This is a genomic window from Robiginitalea sp. (assembly GCF_982776155.1).
Genome location: NZ_CEXZKX010000004.1, coordinates 406,716 through 425,201, shown reverse-complemented (window position 1 = coordinate 425,201; position 18,486 = coordinate 406,716). Strand labels below are relative to the sequence as shown.

The 18,486-nt window shown below is 54.8% G+C and carries 20 protein-coding genes; 11 read left to right on the top strand and 9 right to left on the bottom strand.

What is annotated here, in order from left to right:
• The 7 genes from AC3DKS_RS09595 to AC3DKS_RS09565 form a co-directional block, all read left to right on the top strand.
• Nucleotides 1-617: hypothetical protein (locus AC3DKS_RS09595; protein WP_488072718.1), on the top strand; the 617-nt coding region annotated here is incomplete at its 5' end.
• A 23-nt stretch (nucleotides 618-640) separates the two neighbouring features.
• Nucleotides 641-2,653 (top strand): Ig-like domain-containing protein, encoded by a 2,013-nt coding sequence (locus AC3DKS_RS09590; RefSeq protein WP_272607668.1) that lies wholly within the window; start codon nucleotides 641-643, stop codon nucleotides 2,651-2,653.
• A gap of 58 nt (nucleotides 2,654-2,711) precedes the next feature.
• Nucleotides 2,712-3,617, top strand: a complete 906-nt coding sequence (locus AC3DKS_RS09585) for a PorP/SprF family type IX secretion system membrane protein (protein ID WP_430930923.1) — start codon at nucleotides 2,712-2,714, stop codon at nucleotides 3,615-3,617.
• A gap of 129 nt (nucleotides 3,618-3,746) precedes the next feature.
• Entirely contained in the window at nucleotides 3,747-4,274 is a 528-nt protein-coding gene (gene idi / locus AC3DKS_RS09580; RefSeq protein ID WP_272607670.1) for an isopentenyl-diphosphate Delta-isomerase, read from the top strand.
• A complete protein-coding gene (locus AC3DKS_RS09575; RefSeq protein WP_272607672.1) occupies nucleotides 4,274-4,687 on the top strand; it encodes a 6-pyruvoyl trahydropterin synthase family protein in 414 nt (137 codons plus the stop codon). The genes idi and AC3DKS_RS09575 overlap by 1 nt, the downstream gene beginning before the upstream one ends.
• Before the next feature lie 28 nt (nucleotides 4,688-4,715).
• The gene (locus tag AC3DKS_RS09570; RefSeq protein ID WP_272607881.1) at nucleotides 4,716-5,675 is read left to right on the top strand and encodes a type I phosphomannose isomerase catalytic subunit; all 960 of its coding nucleotides are present in this window, start codon (nucleotides 4,716-4,718) and stop codon (nucleotides 5,673-5,675) included.
• Nucleotides 5,676-5,730: 55 nt separating this feature from the next.
• Nucleotides 5,731-6,000 (top strand): hypothetical protein, encoded by a 270-nt coding sequence (locus AC3DKS_RS09565; RefSeq protein ID WP_015755595.1) that lies wholly within the window; start codon nucleotides 5,731-5,733, stop codon nucleotides 5,998-6,000.
• On the opposite strand, the gene AC3DKS_RS09560 is transcribed toward AC3DKS_RS09565, so the two are convergent.
• The 4 genes from AC3DKS_RS09560 to AC3DKS_RS09545 all read right to left on the bottom strand — a co-directional run bounded on the left by AC3DKS_RS09560 (nucleotide 6,001) and on the right by AC3DKS_RS09545 (nucleotide 12,827).
• Complete coding sequence (locus AC3DKS_RS09560; protein WP_015755594.1) at nucleotides 6,001-6,723, bottom strand: DUF4369 domain-containing protein; 723 nt, start codon at nucleotides 6,721-6,723, stop codon at nucleotides 6,001-6,003. It abuts the gene before it with no gap.
• Nucleotides 6,724-6,892: 169 nt separating this feature from the next.
• The gene (locus AC3DKS_RS09555; protein WP_272607673.1) at nucleotides 6,893-8,161 is read right to left on the bottom strand and encodes a DUF819 family protein; all 1,269 of its coding nucleotides are present in this window, start codon (nucleotides 8,159-8,161) and stop codon (nucleotides 6,893-6,895) included.
• Nucleotides 8,162-8,216: 55 nt separating this feature from the next.
• Entirely contained in the window at nucleotides 8,217-10,415 is a 2,199-nt protein-coding gene (locus AC3DKS_RS09550; protein WP_272607674.1) for a carbohydrate binding family 9 domain-containing protein, read from the bottom strand.
• Between the two features lie 141 nt (nucleotides 10,416-10,556).
• Nucleotides 10,557-12,827, bottom strand: a complete 2,271-nt coding sequence (locus AC3DKS_RS09545; protein WP_272607676.1) for a transglycosylase domain-containing protein — start codon at nucleotides 12,825-12,827, stop codon at nucleotides 10,557-10,559.
• A 93-nt stretch (nucleotides 12,828-12,920) separates the two neighbouring features.
• Between AC3DKS_RS09545 and AC3DKS_RS09540 the strand changes: the two genes are divergently transcribed.
• Nucleotides 12,921-13,694 carry a S1/P1 nuclease gene (locus tag AC3DKS_RS09540; protein ID WP_015755589.1) on the top strand — a complete coding sequence of 258 codons (774 nt, stop codon included), beginning with the start codon at nucleotides 12,921-12,923 and terminating at the stop codon, nucleotides 13,692-13,694.
• A 4-nt stretch (nucleotides 13,695-13,698) separates the two neighbouring features.
• Here the strand turns inward: AC3DKS_RS09540 and AC3DKS_RS09535 are convergent, their stop codons facing one another.
• Together AC3DKS_RS09535 and AC3DKS_RS09530 are read right to left on the bottom strand one after the other, a co-directional pair.
• Nucleotides 13,699-14,292 carry an alpha-ketoglutarate-dependent dioxygenase AlkB family protein gene (locus AC3DKS_RS09535; protein ID WP_015755588.1) on the bottom strand — a complete coding sequence of 198 codons (594 nt, stop codon included), beginning with the start codon at nucleotides 14,290-14,292 and terminating at the stop codon, nucleotides 13,699-13,701.
• Complete coding sequence (locus AC3DKS_RS09530) at nucleotides 14,289-15,161, bottom strand: AraC family transcriptional regulator (protein ID WP_041327907.1); 873 nt, start codon at nucleotides 15,159-15,161, stop codon at nucleotides 14,289-14,291. Before AC3DKS_RS09530 ends, AC3DKS_RS09535 begins: the two co-directional genes overlap by 4 nt.
• 203 nt (nucleotides 15,162-15,364) lie before the next feature.
• On the opposite strand from AC3DKS_RS09530, the gene AC3DKS_RS09525 reads away from it, so the two are divergent.
• On the top strand, nucleotides 15,365-15,733 hold the full coding sequence (locus tag AC3DKS_RS09525) for a hypothetical protein (RefSeq protein ID WP_015755586.1): 369 nt from the start codon (nucleotides 15,365-15,367) through the stop codon (nucleotides 15,731-15,733).
• Nucleotides 15,734-15,909: 176 nt separating this feature from the next.
• Here AC3DKS_RS09525 and AC3DKS_RS09520 read toward each other — a convergent pair whose 3' ends face one another.
• Nucleotides 15,910-16,551 carry an MOSC domain-containing protein gene (locus tag AC3DKS_RS09520; RefSeq protein WP_041327905.1) on the bottom strand — a complete coding sequence of 214 codons (642 nt, stop codon included), beginning with the start codon at nucleotides 16,549-16,551 and terminating at the stop codon, nucleotides 15,910-15,912.
• 117 nt (nucleotides 16,552-16,668) lie between these two features.
• Nucleotides 16,669-17,019, bottom strand: coding sequence for a DUF6249 domain-containing protein (locus AC3DKS_RS09515; protein WP_015755584.1), 351 nt, complete (start codon nucleotides 17,017-17,019; stop codon nucleotides 16,669-16,671).
• A 123-nt stretch (nucleotides 17,020-17,142) separates the two neighbouring features.
• Here AC3DKS_RS09515 and AC3DKS_RS09510 point away from each other — a divergent pair, with 123 nt between their 5' ends.
• Both AC3DKS_RS09510 and AC3DKS_RS09505 read left to right on the top strand, forming a co-directional pair.
• Nucleotides 17,143-17,727: an RNA polymerase sigma factor gene (locus AC3DKS_RS09510; protein ID WP_272607679.1), complete on the top strand. Its 585-nt coding sequence runs from the start codon at nucleotides 17,143-17,145 to the stop codon at nucleotides 17,725-17,727.
• Nucleotides 17,717-18,115 carry a hypothetical protein gene (locus AC3DKS_RS09505; RefSeq protein ID WP_015755582.1) on the top strand — a complete coding sequence of 133 codons (399 nt, stop codon included), beginning with the start codon at nucleotides 17,717-17,719 and terminating at the stop codon, nucleotides 18,113-18,115. Before AC3DKS_RS09510 ends, AC3DKS_RS09505 begins: the two co-directional genes overlap by 11 nt.
• A gap of 10 nt (nucleotides 18,116-18,125) precedes the next feature.
• Here the strand turns inward: AC3DKS_RS09505 and AC3DKS_RS09500 are convergent, their stop codons facing one another.
• A complete protein-coding gene (locus AC3DKS_RS09500) occupies nucleotides 18,126-18,482 on the bottom strand; it encodes a DoxX family protein (RefSeq protein ID WP_015755581.1) in 357 nt (118 codons plus the stop codon).
• Between the last annotated feature and the right edge of the window lie 4 nt (nucleotides 18,483-18,486).

The window sequence follows — 18,486 nt, the reverse complement described above, 5'->3', positions numbered from 1 at the left end:
AGAACCTGACCCTGGCGGGCAACACGCTCTCCATCGAAGACGGCAACAGCGTGGACCTCTCAGGATTTGTCTCCACGGACGATCAGAACATCAGCGGTTCGGGCCTGAGCGGCACGGACCTGACCATCGGGATTGAGAATGGGACCAACGAGGTAGTGGACCTTTCCTCCCTGCTGGACAACACAGACGACCAGTACGACGACGAAGTCCCGCTCAGGACACCGATTGACGTGGATGAAGGCGGAGAATCTTCGCCAACCAACGAAACAACTGTACAGGAAGTCATTAATGCCATTGCGCCGATTACCTCGAAGGCTGCCCGGATTTTCTACCCGCCGTCCATCGCAATCGATGCATCGGCAAATGGCACCGGTTTTACCGAAGACCTGTATGCCCAATACGTTGCCCAATTCGGCACACCGGCTGTAGCCAGTGCCGGTGCACCTGCAGCCCTGCCCACCTATGCGGCCAATGAACTGTATTATTATGTGACGTATGCAGACCCCACAGTATTCGACAATATGAGTATCGATGCCAATGGGGTACTCACATACGATATCATCGGACAACCTGCAGATTATAACGCACTGATCAACGTGGTCTTTGTAGTTAAGTAGCAACCAACAACCCAGCCCGAATCTTGAAACTCAAGTTGCTTCATACCGCAATCCTCTCTGTTGGCCTGTTCCTGTTCGCGGGTATATCCCAACTGCATGGGCAGTTCCTGTTGCAGGCCCCCAATGCGGGAGATGAATCGAATTACCGCTGGTACGAGGCATCGGATACGAGCACCGTCCTGAGTACGGATTTTTTTTACGAGGCAACCCAGCCGGGTGTTTATTTCGCCACCTATGACGGAACGCTTTGCGGCTCGAACGCAACCGGATATTTTATACTTACAGATTGCAATAGCCCGGACAATGAAGTCACGCTTGATATCTCCGCAAATGTAAGCGGTGGTGCGACGGTGACCTGGAGTCCGGCTGTGGGCGGAGACCCCCTTCGCCCCATGGTTATAGCCGACCAGACCGTCCGGAACTATACGGCTTCGGTCATAAAAGCCGGCGTGAGTTCACCGCTACCGGAATTCACGGTTGTTTGTATGCAGCAGGCCGCTGTGCTGGTGGACGACACGGCTATTACCGACGAGGATGTGGCATTGAATATCCCGATATACGCCAACGACAGCAGCCTCCCCCAGGACGGCTCCCTGACAGCTACGGATCCGGCTGGCGGCACGGTGACTATCGACCAGAACGGCACCCCGAACGATCCTACAGATGATATCCTCACCTACACCCCGGATCCTGATTTCAACGGGACGGATTCTTTTGATTATACAGTTTGCAACACATCCGGGGATTGCAGTACGGCAACGGTTACCGTAACGGTCAACCCGATTGTCGACGCCTTTGATGATGCGATTGCCACCAATGAAAATGAGGCAACAATTGCCGATATCCTGGCAAACGATAACGACATACCCACCTCCGGGTCCCTGACCACCACGGCGCCTGCCAATGGCACGCTCGCGTTGGATGACGGCGGCACGCCCGGGGATCCTTCGGATGATACGGTGACCTACACGCCTGATCCCGGATTTACCGGCTCGGACAGCTTTACCTATACCCTTTGCGATGCCCTGGGAAATTGCAGCACCGCCACTGTGACGGTTCTGGTGAATGCCGTTGGGCTTGATATCGATGCGGATAACGACGGTATCGTGGATAGCTTTGAAGACCTGGATCTGGACGGCGATGGCAACCCGGCCACCAACCCGACGGATACGGACGGGGATGGAGTCCCGGATTACCTGGATATTGATAGCGATGACGACGGCGTGCCGGATAATATCGAAGGGCAGTCCACAGCCGGCTACATTCCCCCGGGAGGTACGGACGCCAATATGAACGGGCTGGATGACGTTTATGAAAACGGCGGGGCCGTGGGGATTGTCCCTGAAGATACCGATGGGGACGGCATACCGGATTACGTGGACAGCGACAGCGACAACGACGGGGTACCCGACAGCGTTGAGGCGAACGACATCGACATGGATGGATTTGCGGAGACTGTAATTGTGGGGTCCGACAAAGACGGGGACGGCCTGGACGACGGATTCGAAGGGACAACGGCCATTGATATCAACGTCAACGACGGCAAGGACGACCCCATCAACGACTGGCCCGATACCGACGGGGACGGGGAGCTCGATTACCGGGATACGGACGATGACGGCGACCAGATCCTCACCGCGGGCGAGGACGCCAACGGCGACGGCATCTTCTACAACGACGATATGGACGGGGACGGTATCCCGGACTACCTGGAGCCCAATAGCTCTGCCGAAGACCTGGAGGTTTTCAATGTGGTTACCCCCAACGGGGATGGCGCACACGATTACCTGACAATTGCGGGGATCCAGGATTTCCCGAATAACACGATCCGGATCTACAACCGCTGGGGCGTACTGGTGTTCACCACACGGGCCTACGATACGCAGGGCAACGTTTTTGACGGCACTTCACAGGGCCGGGCCACGATTGCCCAGGACAACAAATTACCGGTGGGAACCTATTTCTATATACTGGATTTTGAGGATGAGAATGGGGTGATGCGCACCCGGACCGGATACCTTTACTTAAACCGATAATTGCATGGGACAGAATAACCTCTTACCAATCATTCGCCTCGGCCGGGTGGCCATAACTATGGTTATTCTCCTCTGTATTGAAGCGTCGGTACAAGGACAGCAGGATGCACAATATACCCAGTATATGTACAATACGGTTTCCATCAACCCGGGTTATGCCGGGTCGCGCGGCAACCTGAGTATTGCAGCACTCTACAGGTCGCAGTGGGTTGGCCTGGATGGCGCCCCGAAGACGCAGACCTTCAACCTGCATACTCCGGTAGGGTACCGAGGCGTGGGGATGGGCCTGTCGATTGTCAACGACCAGATCGGACCTACCTCGGAGACTGCTTTTGACGGGGATTTTTCCTATACACTTCAGGTGGGGCCGGAGCAGCGCCTGAGCTTTGGATTAAAGGCCAGCGTCCACATGCTGGACATCCGTTTTTCCGAACTCAATTCCGACCCGAATTACCCGGATGCCCAGTTGCAGTCCGATATCCAGAACCGGCTTTCCCCGAATATCGGCGCCGGTATTTATTACCATACCGAGCATTTCTATGCCGGGTTGTCGGTGCCGCGGTTCCTGGAGACCAGCCACTTTGACGAATCCTCACTGTCCACCGCAAAAGAACAGATGAACTTTTATATGATCACGGGCTATGTCTGGGACTTCGACCCGCTTTGGAAATTCAAACCGAGTATCCTGACCAAAGCGACCCTTGGGGCACCCCTGCAGGTGGACGTGTCGGCCAATTTCATGTACAACGAAAAGTTTATTTTCGGCGCAGCATACCGTTGGGATGCCGCCTTCAGCGGCATGGTAGGCTTCAATATTTCCCCCTCCTTCCTCATCGGGGTGGCCTATGACAGGGAAATTACCGAGTTGGGTAGCGCCGCATTCAACGATGGCTCATTTGAAGTGATCCTCCGCTATGACTTCCTGCGAATGGTTGGCAATATCAAGTCTCCGCGATTCTTCTGATTTCCAGGTGCCCGCTTGTTCTTTGCAGGCGATACGTATAATTTTATTTCGGGTGGATGGGGGCCCCATTCCACATTTTATGATCCCCTTAACCCGAAACTACATCAAAGACCGTATTTTTGGGCTGTTATGGAAGAACAAGTAATCCTTGTCAACGAACAAGACCAAGTCCTCGGGACCATGCCCAAAATGGAGGCTCATGAAAAAGCCCGGTTGCACAGGGCATTTTCGGTTTTCGTACTGAACCACAAAGGGGAGACCATGTTACAACAGCGCGCCGCCCACAAGTACCATTCCCCGGGCCTCTGGACTAACACCTGTTGCAGCCACCAAAGAGTAGGGGAGACCAACATCCAGGCTGGCAAGCGGCGGTTGGAAGAGGAAATGGGTTTTCAAACAGACTTGCAGGACCTTTTTTCTTTTATCTATAAAGCCCCTTTCGACAACGGCCTTACGGAGCACGAACTGGACCATGTCCTGCTGGGTCATTTCGAGGGCGAGCCCAACATCAATCCGGATGAGGTAGCCGACTGGAAATGGATGGGGCTGGAAGAGATTCGCGAAGACCTGGAGGCGAACCCGGGAGCCTATACCGCATGGTTTAAGATTATATTTGAACGCTTTCACAACTACGTGATGACGCACAACCTCAAGTGATGCGAGTAACCGTTAGCAGAAAAGCACATTTCAACGCGGCTCACAGGCTTTACCGGCCGGATTGGGACGACGCCCGGAACCGGGAGGTATTCGGAAAATGCAGCAATCCGCTGTACCACGGCCACAATTACGAGTTGATTGTCAGTGTTACGGGTCCGATTGATCCGGAAACCGGTTTTGTTGTGGATATGGCAGAGCTCAAAGTTCTCATCCGGGATAAAGTGGAGGACGCCCTGGACCATAAAAACCTCAATGAGGAGGTCCCTGAGTTTAGGGAACTCAACCCGACAGCCGAGAATATTGCAGTGGTAATCTGGGATAAACTCCGGCCCCACATCCCCGCTGCATGTGACCTGGAAATCACCCTGTATGAAACCCCGAGAAACTTCGTTTCCTACAAGGGCGCTGAATAATCCGTTTGTCAACACGATATTTATGGAACTGTATCCATTAAAATTCCAACCCATTTTCAAAGAGCGCCTTTGGGGTGGCAATAAACTGCGAACGGTACTGGAAAAGGAAGCCGATGGAGACACGGTGGGGGAAAGTTGGGAATTATCCGGAGTGCCGGGAGACGCCACAACCCTTGTTAACGGACCGTATGCTGGCAAAACCCTGCCGGAACTCATCGGGGAATTCCCCGGGGAAGTTCTGGGGAATGAGGTCCTGGAACGTTTTGGGGAGGAATTTCCGATCCTGATTAAATTTATCGATGCCCGGCTGGACCTTTCCATCCAGTTGCATCCCGGGGACGAACTGGCCCGGACCCGCCACAACAGTTTTGGCAAAACGGAGATGTGGTATATCCTGGATGCCGACCCGGGCGCCGAGCTCATTGTCGGCTTCAGGGAGGATGTATCCCGGGAGCGCTACCAGCAAGCCCTGGTAGGAGGTACACTGACGGACCTGCTGCACTATCAGTCGGTATCCACGGGGGATGCATTCTTTATCAATAGCGGGAAGATCCATGCAATTGGCGGGGGTATCCTGTTGGCGGAGATCCAGCAGAGTTCGGATGTTACTTATCGGGTTTACGATTTCAACCGCCGGGATGCGCAGGGGAAGTTGCGGGAACTCCACACGGACCTCGCCCTCGATGCCATCGACTACCGGCGCCGTGACGATTTTGTCCTGGATTATTCCAGGCAGCCGAATACGTCAAACAGCTTGGCCCGCAGTCCTTATTTCAACACGGATTACCTGAAACTGGACCGGGACAGGGATTTGCAATTTGACGGGAAGTCATTTACGGTTTTTATGTGTCTGTCTGGTACAGCCACCCTGGTTGCAGGTGGGGTAGCCGAAGAATTCCGTGCCGGGGAGACGCTGATGCTGCCGGCAGCCGTTCACAAGGCCCGGTTGGTGACCAACGGGTGCGAATTACTGCAAGTGACAGCCTGAAAAAGGTTCCCGCGGGTATGCGGGGAAATTGTATTTTTGAAAGAAACTTACCATCATGGCTACTATACGGGACCTCAAAAAAGATATCAACAGCGTATTGGGCGGCATTATAGAGGCCGTTTACATTGCGGAGCGCAGCAGTAATAAGGAGGGGTCCAAGGAAGGATCCGAGATCATTGACAAGGCGATAGCGACCTTCGACTCGCTCATTGCGGAGGTCAACAACAAGGATGTTGAAAACCGGAAAAAGCATTTGAAAGGGGTGCGTCAAACCCTTGAGAAAGAAGCTGCCGAATTGGTAGACCGGGTCAACGAGCTCGCCTGATTAATCCGGGTTTTCTGCCTGGGAACGCTGCTCGCTGAGTAATTCCTTTAACTGCTTGCCGTATTTGGACTCGGCCACCGCCGGGCTTAGGGCCTGGTATATGGAATCCAGGTATTTCGGGTTGGCATCGGATACTTCTGTAATGGCCACAAACGGGGCCAGGTGGGAATCCGTATTGTTCAGGGCAAAGTTCAGGGCATAGAGGTAGGAGCGTAGCGTGAGTCGCTGCCCCACCCGGTCCAGGGAATCCAGGGCCGCACTATCCTGTGGCTGCTGCAATTCGCCCATGGCACGGGCCAATTCGAGCTGTTGTACGTGGTAGCGCGACTGGATTTTGCGGTACTCTGCAAACTTCTCATTGGCCGCCGAACCAGAGATTGCGGCTTCCGATTCAAACGCATCCCATTCCGTATCGATCCGGATAGTACCCGGTTCTGCAAAAAATACGATGCGGTCATTGAGTTGGTTGTTGTCTGCCTTGTCCAGGTAGAGATAGAAAATATCGGCTCCGTCCACCGGGCTGGTCAATCGGAATTCCCCATTGCCTTTGACCACCACCGAGTCCAGCGTCACCAGGGAGGTGTCTGCCACCTGCTGAAGGTAGAGTACTCCTTTTTTCAGACCCCGGACATTTCCTTCTACCGTGAGATTCCCGGCGGTATCATCCCCTCCGCAACCCGCGAGTGCAACAGCGGCAACCGCTGCCAAAACCAATTTTTTCATCCTTGAAGATTAGCGGGGCAAATATGCCATTTTTTTTACAAACCCGGAAGCGGATGCAGGTAGTGCAGACAGGATTCGGGCCGGCGGCTCAGGATTCGGGCCTGGCGGTCTGCCATCAGCCGGGGAGGCAGTTCTGACGAAATTGCGGAAACCCGGGTACAGAGGAAATTCAACCGGTAACCGGAGCAGCCACTTCCATCAGGTAGGCGCAAAGCAGGGCGCCGCCGGTGCCGACTACGTATCCGAGAACGGCCAGCAGCACCCCTACAGAACTCAGGGAGGGGTGGAATTCGGCAGCGACGACAGGTGCCGAAGCGGCACCGCCCACATTGGCCTGACTGCCTACGGCCAGGAAAAAGAATGGCGCCCTTATCAATTTGGCTACCAGGATCAGCAGGCCGGCGTGAAATCCGATCCAGATGAGGCCCAATAACAGCAATCCCGGGTTTTCGAGGATCCGGCTCAGGTCCATCTGCATTCCGATGGTCGCTACGAGGATATAGATAAAAACCCCGCCGATCTTACTGGCACCCGCCCCTTCGTAGTTTTTGGCAGGGGTAAAAGAAAGCCCTATCCCGATGACGGTAGCCAGGACAATCATCCAGAAAAACTCCCCGCCCAGGAAGGAGAGGAAACTCGTCGGGTCGCTGACCCATTCCCAGCCTTCGCTCAGGGCCTGGCTTATATAGCCCCCGGCCCAGTGGGCGAGGCCCACGGCCGTAAAGGCCATAAACAGGAGGATCATGTAATCGTTCAGGCTGGGTACGCGGGTGATGCGTTCGGCGAATTCGGTGACTTTGACTTTCAGGGTCTCTATAGAGGAGGCATCTGCCCGGAGCCACCGGTCGATCCTGCGGTTTTTGCCAACGCCCAGCAGGAGGATGGCCATCCACAGGTTGGCACCTAAAATATCCACCAGGACCATTTCCCCAAACCGGTCCGGGTTGAACTGGAATATCTCGAGCATGGCTGCCTGGTTGGCCCCGCCCCCGATCCAGCTTCCGGCGATGGTCGCCAGGCCCCGCCAGACAGCGTCAAACCCCGCGCCGCCAACCGTTTCCGGTGAAACGGCAGAAACGATCAGGATGGCCAGCGGGCCACCGACGACAATCCCAACGGTCCCGGTCAGGAACATGATCAACGCTTTGGGCCCCAGGTTTCGAATCGCCTTGAGGTCGATACTCAGGGTCATCAGGACCAGGGCTGCCGGCAACAGGTACCGGCTCGCCATAAAATACAGGCGGGAGTGGTCGCCGGAGATGATCCCAAGGCTGGAAAAAACCGCGGGTAGCAGGTAGCACAACAGGATCCCGGGGATGAAATTGTAAAACTTCTTCCAGAAACCCTGTTGGCGTCCGGAGGTATAGAATACGAAGCCGAGGCACAGTGCCAGCAGTCCAAAAACGATGGTGTCGTCAGTAATCAGGGGTTCCTCCATGGTCGGTTATTTCGGTTTGGGCCAAAAGATAATCGAATTTCCCCAGAGCGCGCTTTCAGATATTCAACCAGTAGGTAAACTTCAGGTTGACCGACCGGAACCGGGGGCTGAACCGGTCTACGTAATAGTTGTCCGTGTATACCAGGAACAGGTCGGAAAGGGGTGCAAAGCGCCATTGCAGCCGGGCATTTACGCCGAAATTGTCGCGTTGGTTGCTGTATTGCACCAGGGTGGATAAAAACAGGGACTTGGAAAAAGTCAGTTCAAACCGCGGGGCAATCAGCCAGATATCCGCACTGGGGTAGGGGTCGGGCAATGTGATTTTGTCGTAATTCAACTGCATGGAGATAAATGCCTTGGGCTGGATGCGCAGCGCCAGGTTCCCTTCCACGGAAAAGCGCTCTCCATTGTAAAAGTCGCCGACAGTGGTCTCCACCCCGTAGGCCAGGATCCGGCGGGCGTCCGATTGGTATTCCACCTGGAAACTGTTGTAGTGGTACTCGGTATCCGCCGGTAGTTCCAGACCGTCCTCGGAACCCGTCGGGTCAAAGGAGTCGAACAAATAGGTATAGCGGTTGGACCATTGGAGCTGCAGCCGCTCCCGGTTCCGGAATCGGGCTTCCCACTGGGAGAAGATGCTGTAATCCGTATTCTGGTAGTCCTGGGTGGGGCGCCAGATAAATACCGGGGTCACTCCAAAACTGTGTGTGTTGATAAAACTGTCCTCCGGCCAGAAGGCCCGGTTAAAACTGGCCAGCCCCTTGACGATGTCCGTGCGGCGCACAAATCCCAGGTCGGAATCGAAGTTTTCGCCTATGTAAACCCATTTGGTAGATCCGCTGTAATTCCGGGAATTGTAACGCATACTTGCCCCGGCCGACCAATCCCTGCCCTCAACCCCCGGGCTGAAGGATTTATGCAGGTAGTACTGCCCGCTCCAAACATTGTCGGCAGAAATCAGGTTGTAATCGATGCCTGCAACGCGGTTATAGCGATTTTCTTCAGCGAGGAAATCCGGGTCCCCCGTGCTCTGCCGGTTGATAAAGAACATGCCGATATTGGAACGCGAAAAAACCAGGTGCTGCAGGGCCAGCATGCTGTTGTTGTTTCCCGCAATCTCGTTCCCCGCATCTTCCTCGGTTTGGATGCTGAAGAAGCCCAGGCGCAGATCGTTGGTGAGTTTCCCGCTGAGCCGGGCCCCGGCAATGATGGAATTCTCAATCGTATTGCCTGCGGTATCCTGGGCAATCCCGATACGGCGCGAGAAGAAGGGGTTTGCATCCCGGGAATCTCCGAAACTGGCAAACAAGTCGTTGTTGTCGATGAAAAACTGGCGCTTTTCAGGCAGGGACACCTCAAAGCGCGTCAGGTTGGTTACCTGGTCATCCACCTCCACCTGGGAAAAGTCCGGGTTTAAGGTTATATCCAGGTTCATGCTGTTCCCGACAGATACCTTGGCGTCACCGCCCACCTTAAAGGAAGTGTCCTCGATACTGTTCTCCCGGTCATTCGACCAACTCGTATTCACATAGGGGATCAGGGCCAGGGGTGTACGGGAACGACCGAGCGGTTTCTCAAAGATCATATCCCCCATAAAAGTCAACCCGAAGATATTCTGGTTCTGGGGGATCCGGACCCAGGTACTGCTTTCGTTGGACTGGGTGTCAAACCGATAGCTGTTGAAACGCCATCGATTTTCACCCTCCCGGAATTTAAAGGAAGTCAGGGGGATGACGAGCTCGGAGGTGTAGTAATCCTCATAGATCCGGGATTCACCCCGCCACTTGACATCCCAGGAAATGGTAAATCCGCTCAGGTCCAGGCCCCCTCCCGAGACGAGGCCCTCCCTGCGGACACCGTAGGGATTCGTGCCGAAAAGAAACGCATTATTCCCGTCGTTGAAGGTGTCGAAAAGCAGCGTGATATTGTCGGAATTGCCGGCTCGAAAATCCCTTTTAAGGGATTGGATGGCATAATTCTTCCCTTCGGTATAAACGGTGATACCTATATACAGGTTCGTTTCATCGTACAACATCTTGATCTCCGACTGTTTGCGCGCCTGGATGCTGTCTATGGGGAAATATTCCCAAAAATTGGCCGCACTTTCCGCTTCCTCCCAAATAGGTTCGTCCAGAATTCCGTCCGGGACGATCGTTTCCGTGATGTATTTTACGGTAAAGGATTTCTGGGTGTGGTCCTGTGAAACAGCTCCCAAAAAATAAAAGAGGCTTGCCAACAGGCAAAGTATTCGCATGGTTGTCGGTTATCGGTCAGTTGCGGGCTAATTTAAAAAGGATTGCAGGGATATGGTGTGGCATTAACACTATATTATATTTTCCTTAAGGAATCCGGGGAGCCACACTCAGGTATTGGGATTGCGGGTAAACGCGCCCCTCTAATTGCCGTTATTATCCTTGAATTTTCGGGTTTTCGCCTTGTCCGGGTTGGTGAATAGGCGTTTGAAGAACCCGTCACGTTTAACCGGCTCGCAATCCAGCAACCCGGCTACTTCCGTGGAGGGGTCCCCGAACCGTTGCGTGGTCCATTCGCGCAAATCCGGGTCGCGTGCGAGTTCTCCGTACCATTGCGCAAACAAAGGGAGGGCTGCATTGGCTCCCTGCCCGATGCGCGTATTGGGGAATCCGATTTCATGCGACTCCAACCCCACCCAGCTCACATGTACCATGCGGGGGGTAATGGCTGCAAACCAGGCATCCTTGTTGTTTTGGGTGGTCCCCGTTTTTCCCGCAATATCCCCGCGGAGGCCATATGTGCTTCGGATTCTGGAAGCTGTTCCTCCATCCACGACGGCCTGGAGCATTTCCAGCATCAGCTGCCGGGTGCGCTCCGAATAGGCCGGCTGCAGGTCTTTTTCGGGCTCGTGCCGATAGAGTACATTGCCCTCCCGGTCCGTGATCCGCTCAATCAGGTAAGGGGTAACCGGCCTGGATTGGTTTACAAAACTCGCATACGCCCCGGCCAATTCCGGGATGCCGATGGATCCCGTACCCAGGGCCAGTGAGGGTTTCTCGGGGAGGGGTGCGTCGATTCCCATGGCCCGGGCCTGGGCAACCACCTGGGGGATACCGGTTTGCTCGAGGACTTTTACCGCTACGGTATTCACGGAATTTTGCAATGCCGCCTGCATGGAATAATTCAGGTAGGCTTCGTCCTTGTCCCCGGAATTGGACGGCGTCCAGTCTTCCAGGTTTTCATAGCGGACCTCCCGGGCCGAAAAGTGCTGGCAGGGGTCGATCCCGGATTCCAGGGCGGCTGTATACACTATGGGCTTAAATGTGGATCCCACCTGCCGGCGGCTCTGTGAGATATGGTCGTACTTGAAATATTTGAAATTGATCCCCCCGATCCAACTCAGGACGGCCCCGCTCCGGGAGTCGATGGCCAGGGAACCGGTATTTAGAAATCGGGCATAATGCATCAGGCTGTCCAGGGTACTTGCCTCGGTTTCAGTTTCACCACCCCAATCGGCCAGAACCATGGGTCGCTTTTGCCCGAGGGAATCCAGTATATCTTCGTGTCCCAAACCGGAAGATGCCAGTTTCCTGTAGGGAGGCGATTGGCGGATATACCGGTCGATGAATTTGCGATTGTTTTTCCAGGGCGCGCGATTTCCGTAGGCCTCCTCAAAATCGGCTTGCAGGGATTGCATATGCTCCCGCATGCTAGACTCGGCCAATCGCTGCATCCCCGGATTCAGTGTCGTATAGATCCGCAGGCCGGAGGTGTAGAGGTTCAGGGCGGAGTCCGCCCCGGGACGATCCTTCAGCCAATTGGCCACTTCCCGCCTCACGGTTTCCCTGAAATAGGGAGCCATGCCCTCGTTTGCGGAATACGGGTTGTAATCGAGTTCCAGGGGCAGGGCCTGCAGGCTGTCCGCCCTTTCGCGTTCCAGGTACTCATTGCGGGCCATGGCATCCAAAACGAGGTTTCTTCGCTCCAGGCTCCGTTCCGGGAATAGCCGCGGGTTGTAGGAATGGGTTGCCTTGAGCATGCCGATCAGGGTGGCGGCTTCCTCGGTCCGGAGTTCTTCCGCGGGGACGCCAAAAAACTTTTGGGAGGCGCTTTCGATCCCGAAACTGTTATCGCCAAAAGAAACGGTGTTGAGGTAAAGGCCGAGGATTTCCTTTTTGCTGTATATGCGTTCAAGTCGGCGGGCGGTAAACATTTCCTTCAGCTTATCCACAACCAGGCCCGGGCCGCCGCCCCCGGACCGCGGATAGAGGTTTTTGGCCAACTGTTGGCTCAGGGTGCTTCCCCCGCCTGCGCCGCTATCCCCCATCAGCAGCGTTTTAAAAAATACGCGCAGCAGGCTGGGGTAATCGATGCCGGAATGCCGGTAGAACCGCTCATCTTCAATGGCGACCAGGGCTTCCAGAACACAATCGGGAATATCATCCACGGCAATGGGCTGGCGGTCGGCCAGGTAGTATTTCCCGATTAAGGAACTGTCGGCCGCATACACTTCGGAAGCCCGGTCGTGTCGGATGTCGCGCAATTCGGATTTCCCGGGCAGCCGCCCCCACAGGCCCGCGTAGACCGAACCGATGAAAAGGGCCATCAGCACGACCCCCGTCAGCAGGCTTGCCAGCAGGTATCGGAACCAGGGCGGGCGGACGGATCGGAATGCGCGTATCAACTTTTTCACGGTACGAATTTCAGACAATCCCTGGGATTGGGCCTTCAAATTAACAATTCCTTAATTCCCGAATTCCTACTTTTGAACCTATTACGATTCCATATGAAAAAGACCATCCTGTTCCTGTGCCTGTTTCCCCTCTTAACCGCCGCCGACCTGCCCGATTGGGGCCGGACCGGCCACCGGGCTATCGGGGAGGTAGCCGAGGCGCACCTTTCCCGCCGGGCCCGCAAGGCGGTATCCAGGCTGTTGGAGGGCGAAAGCCTGGCCAAGGTATCCACCTTCGGGGACGATATTAAATCGGATACCACCTATCGCTCCTTCAGCCCCTGGCATTACGTAAACCTCCCTCCTGAGACGCCCTATGGGGAAATCACCCCCAATCCGGATGGGGACATCCTTCAGGGAATTGAACACTGCATCCGGGTTTTGAAGGACCCTGCCAGCCCCAGGGACCAGCAGGTATTTTACCTGAAGCTGCTCGTGCACCTGGTTGGCGACCTGCACCAGCCCATGCATGTGGGCCGGCCGGAAGACCGGGGAGGCAACGACATCCAACTCCAGTATTTTGACAAAGGGACAAACCTGCACCGGCTCTGGGATTCCGATATGATCGAGGATTACGGGATGAGCTACACGGAGCTGGCCGAAACCCTCCCGCCAGCGACGCGCAGGGAAATCCGGGTTATCCAGTCCGGATCGGTCCTGGAGTGGGCCGGACAATCCCAGTCCCTGGCCAACCGGGTTTACGCATCCGTCGAAAACGGGGAAAAACTCTATTACCGCTATCGCTACCTCTGGTGGGATAGCGTGGAGCGCCAACTGCTCCTGGGCGGTTTGCGCCTGGCAGCCGTCCTGAATGATATATACGGTTAATGGGTTACCCCAGCCTGCGGAATGTGAGGTTAATACGGGGGCCAACCGGGCGTTTGGTCTTGGGTACCTGGTGCAACCAGTGGTGCTGCGTGGTGCCGGCCATCAGGAGCAGGCTGCCGGACTCCAGGTTCATTCGGACGCGCTGGGATTTAATGCGCCGGTGCTTCAGATGAAATTTACGGGATGCACCCAGGGAGAGCGAGGCGATTACCGGGTTGTTCCCCAGTTCGGGTTCGTCGTCCGCGTGCCAGCCGTTGCTGTCCGAACCATCCCGGTACAGGTTCAGCAGGCAGGTCGTGAATTTTTCCCCGGCCGCAATAGAAACCCGATGGAGCAAATCCTCCAGCAGGGGCGTAAACGGCAGGGGCTCCATCAGGATACCGCTATAGGTATAGGCCTGTCCGTTTTTACCGTACAGGGCCGTGAGGCGGGGTTGTTGGAAGGTTTTCCCAAAGAGCCGGATGGTATCCTGCCGCCAGGGGGTTTGGCTTTTAATCTCGCCAAACAGGGATTCGGCTTCTTTTGGGAGCAGGAAGCCCGGTTGGTACCTCAGGGTAGCGTCCGGCAGGTTTTCCAGGTCTTCCCGGGAGGGGTTCATCGCATGACCGATTTGAGCTGGTTCCGGTATTCCGAGGGACTCATGCCGGTAAAGGCCTTAAACGACTTGTTGAAATGTGAAAAATTGTTGAAACCGCTTTCAAAACAGATTTCGGTAATCGACATTTCATTTTCGGAGAGCAGGTTGGAGGCGTGCACCATCCGGTATTCATTGACAAATTGCACAAAGGTCTTGTTGGTCACCTTTTTGAAATAGCGGCAGAAAGAGGGGACGGTCATGTGGGTGAGGTCGGCCATCTCTTCCAGTGAAATGGGTTCCCGGTAATTCTCCTTCACAAAATTGAAGATGGAATTGATCCGTTCGTTTTCCTTGCTCTGGGTTTCCACCGAAAGGTGTTCCGCATTGAGGATCTGGTATTCCGAGGTGCTGCCCAACTCATTGAGGATATTCAGGATGGCCAGCAACCGCTGGAAATCGGATTTGTATTCCAGGATTTCAATCTTCTCGCCGATTTTCTTTTTCGCGCTCCCCGTAAAGGCAATGCCCCCTTTGGCTTTCTCAAAAAGCTGCCGGATGTTCCGCATTTCCGGGATAGAAAAAAAATCGGAGCCCAAAAAGTCGGTTTTCATCTGAACCACCGATTCGCTGGTATTACCCGTGCAGGCATCGGTAAACCCGCAATGCGGGAGGTTGGACCCTATCAGGATCAGGTCGCCCTGGGTGTAATAGGATACATGGCTGCCAATCTGCCGCTTTCCGTTTCCCCCGTTTACATAGACTAGTTCAATTTCCGGGTGGTAATGCCAGACCAGGTTCTTGTTCGGTTTCAGCGCATCGAACTTCTGGTAGGTAAACGACTGCCCGAAGTCGGGCTCGATCGCTTCAAAAGCTGGTTTGAGTTTCAGCATATCCATTTAATCTATACCTAAGATACGTAGGGAATTTCCCCTTGGACTATGCAAAATTACCCAAAACATGTGCAATATTATCATTTTACAATTAATTAACACAAAACCGGGTCAATATAGCACATAAACTGGATAATCACGTAGTAGTGTGGGCACGCCTTCCACCGTAGATTTGCCTTGTGTAATTCAAAAAACAACCAGTTATGAAAAAAAATTGGATCAACATCGCAGCCGCCTTCGTAATGCTGGCCGGCACAACAGTAGCCACGGCATCGGTTAATCCCGTAAAGCCGGTGGCCGGTAAACTCGAAAAAATCGCCGACGCCGACCCGTATATGCGGAAGCAGGGCGAAAAAGTATATCTCAATTACCTCAACCTCGAAGGAAACACCGTAGTGGTTAAAGTCTTTGACCAGGAAGGTCGCCTGCTCTACATTGAGCGTTTCAAGGACTCCCCGGTGGTCGAAAAGGCCTTCAACTTTGAAACCGCCGAAGCCGGCACCTACAAAGTAGAAGTCGAGGTAAAGGCAGGAGATAGAACGTATTCAGAATCCCTGAAAGTTGTCAGGTAATGGATGTTTAGTTTAGTTTGTTTAATTCCGGGAAGAGGGAGCACTTGTGTTCCCTCTTTCTGTTTGTGGGCTGCGCCTTAATCCTGGGCAATGCCATACGAGCCCCAGGCTTTTTATGGCCCACCTGTTTCTGCTACCCGACATTTCGGGCAGCAGCCATTTCCCATCGGGTCCCGTTAACCCAGGCGCTGCCAACGCCGGAGTTGTTTTCGCATTTTCTCGGGGAGGATATCCGTATCCAGTGCCCCTGCCAGGATTTGAGGATCTTTTTCACCCGCATAAATCATTTTGAAGAACGAGGCGATATCCGGGCTTTCTCCCCGGGCTTCCTGCAAGGACATCCGGTCCCCGGGCCGGACCCGCCCGGGTTCGATGACCTGGCCGTAAGCCCCCGGGCGTCCCCTTTTAATAAACCGGTCGATGATTCCCTGGTCCCCGAATCGCACGCCCAGCTTGTAACAGGGTTCCCTCGGGGTGGTGATGCGGATGACGGCTTCCCCGAGGCGGTATACGGCACCCATGCGCAATGCGGATTCGTCCAGTCCGTCTACGCTGAGGTTTTCCCCGAACAGCCCATACCCCCATTCGGGTCGATGAAATTGCCGTTGCCAGTAGGGGTATTCGCTGGCGGCGAACATGTAAAATGCTTTGTAGGATCCCCCGTGGACTTTCGGGTTTCCGATATAGTCGTTGCGTACGCCCTCCCGGTCCAGGTAGATGCCATCCGGCTGGGGCGATTTATAAATCCCGGTAACTACATCCTTTCCCTTCCATCGGAAGGTTGTGGGCTTCCCCGTATTCGTACTGATAATTTCCATATACCAATTTAGCCATTTCCGGGTATTCGCCGAAACGGGCCAGACCGCGCCCAAAAAAAAAGGCCGCCCGAAAGCGGGCGGCCTGATGTATGGCATGTGCCGGATATTTGTCCGGCCTCAATCCTTTTCGTCCATTTTCTTGGTGATAAAAAAACCGATCAACAGACCGGTTCCCGCCAGCAGGAAGATGGAACCCGGCATGGCGATGTCGTCGTCCACACCTCCCATTTGGGCCAAAATCCCGCCAATCATTACCCCCGCACCGATACCCATTAACAACAGGGCCAGGTTCAGGATAAGGGTTTTCCAGATGGGTTGCGCATGCAGTTTGCCCTTGACAAAAATACTGGCATCCGCACCTTTTTCGATCAGTGCCATCCGCTCCTTGTTCCGCGTGGAAAAGTAGAGATAGGCAATCCCGAATACAACTGAAAACAAACAGACAAATACGATAATTTCTCCTCCCATGTGATATGAATTTTAGATTTTTGATTGATATACACCCCATAGGACGGGTTCGGTTGCCGGCAGGTTACAGATATATCGAAAATTCTGTAACCCGGAGGGCCTTCCGGGCGTCAAACGGGGTAGATGAACCAACAACTTTCGGACAGGGATTTGATTGCCCGGGTACTGGACGGGGAGGACCGCGCTTATGAAGTTCTCGTAGACCGCTACAGCCACATGGTCTTTACCCTGGCCGTACGGATGCTCCGGGACAGGGAGGTGGCCGAGGAAACCGCCCAGGATATATTTGTCAAGGCGTACCAGTCGTTGTCCGGTTACCGGGGATCGGCCCGTTTCTCAACCTGGCTGTACACCATCGCCTATCATCGCATCCTGGATGTTGCGGCACGGGAAAAACGGCACAGGTCCTACCGGACGGATGAGTTGCCGGAAGGCAGGCCGCTTTGCGATCTGGAAGATACCTGGTCGCGCCTGATGGATCGGGAGCGCCGCGACCTGATCCTCAGGGCCCTGGAGGAATTGCCCGAAGACGACCGGTTGCTCATCAGTTTGTTTTACCTGCAGGAACAATCCCTTCGGGAAATAGCAGCCATAACGGGAATCCGCGCCGGGACGGTGAAGGTCCGGTTGTTTCGGGCCAGAGAAAGGCTGCGCGACTTGATTTCGGCTTCGGCCGGTTACCAAATACTCAGGGAATATGGACGATAAAAAACAAGATGCGTATTACAGGAAGATCCTCAGGGAGTCTGCTATGGAGCGGGCCCCGGAAGGATTCACGGGTTCCGTGATGGACCGCGTCCGCGCGGAAAAGGTACTCCCTCCGACGAGCCCCCTGATCGGCAGGCGCGCCTGGCTGGGCATAGCCGCTGCCGCCCTCGTACTGGTGGTCCTGGGGGTAAGCGTGCCGCCGGGGGAACTGGTCCGCCCGCGGCTTCTGGAGACCCTTGCAGACCGGACGGCCGCCCTGCAACTGCCGGCCATGCAATTCCCGGATGTGCCGGTGACCTATGTCTACGGAGCCATTTTCCTCCTGGTTTTTGCGTGCTGCCAGCTGGCCTGGATAAAGCGCTACTTCGAAAACCGCCTGTATAACTGAGGCCGGATTCTCAGCCCAGATAGGCATAGGCCCACGCCATCAAACCCGCCTGTAGCGGCAGGCGCAGCCAGAGCAGCCAGCGCGGCAAACCGCCCGCTGCCCGGGGGTCCTGCAACATATGAACGTGAACTGGCAGGAACAGGAAAAGCATCCCGATGATTCCGTAAAGTGCCCAGTCTTTGAATACGGGAAAGAACAGCGCAATCCCCAGCAGGACCTCCAGCAGCCCGCTGGCCCAGACCGTAAAACGCTTCCACGGGATCCAGGGGGGCAGGATTTTGCCGTATACCCTGGGAAAGATCCAATGGGCCAGGCCGGCAAACAGGTACATGCCGGCCATCAAATAGTAGTGCCAGGTATACGCCATGGCC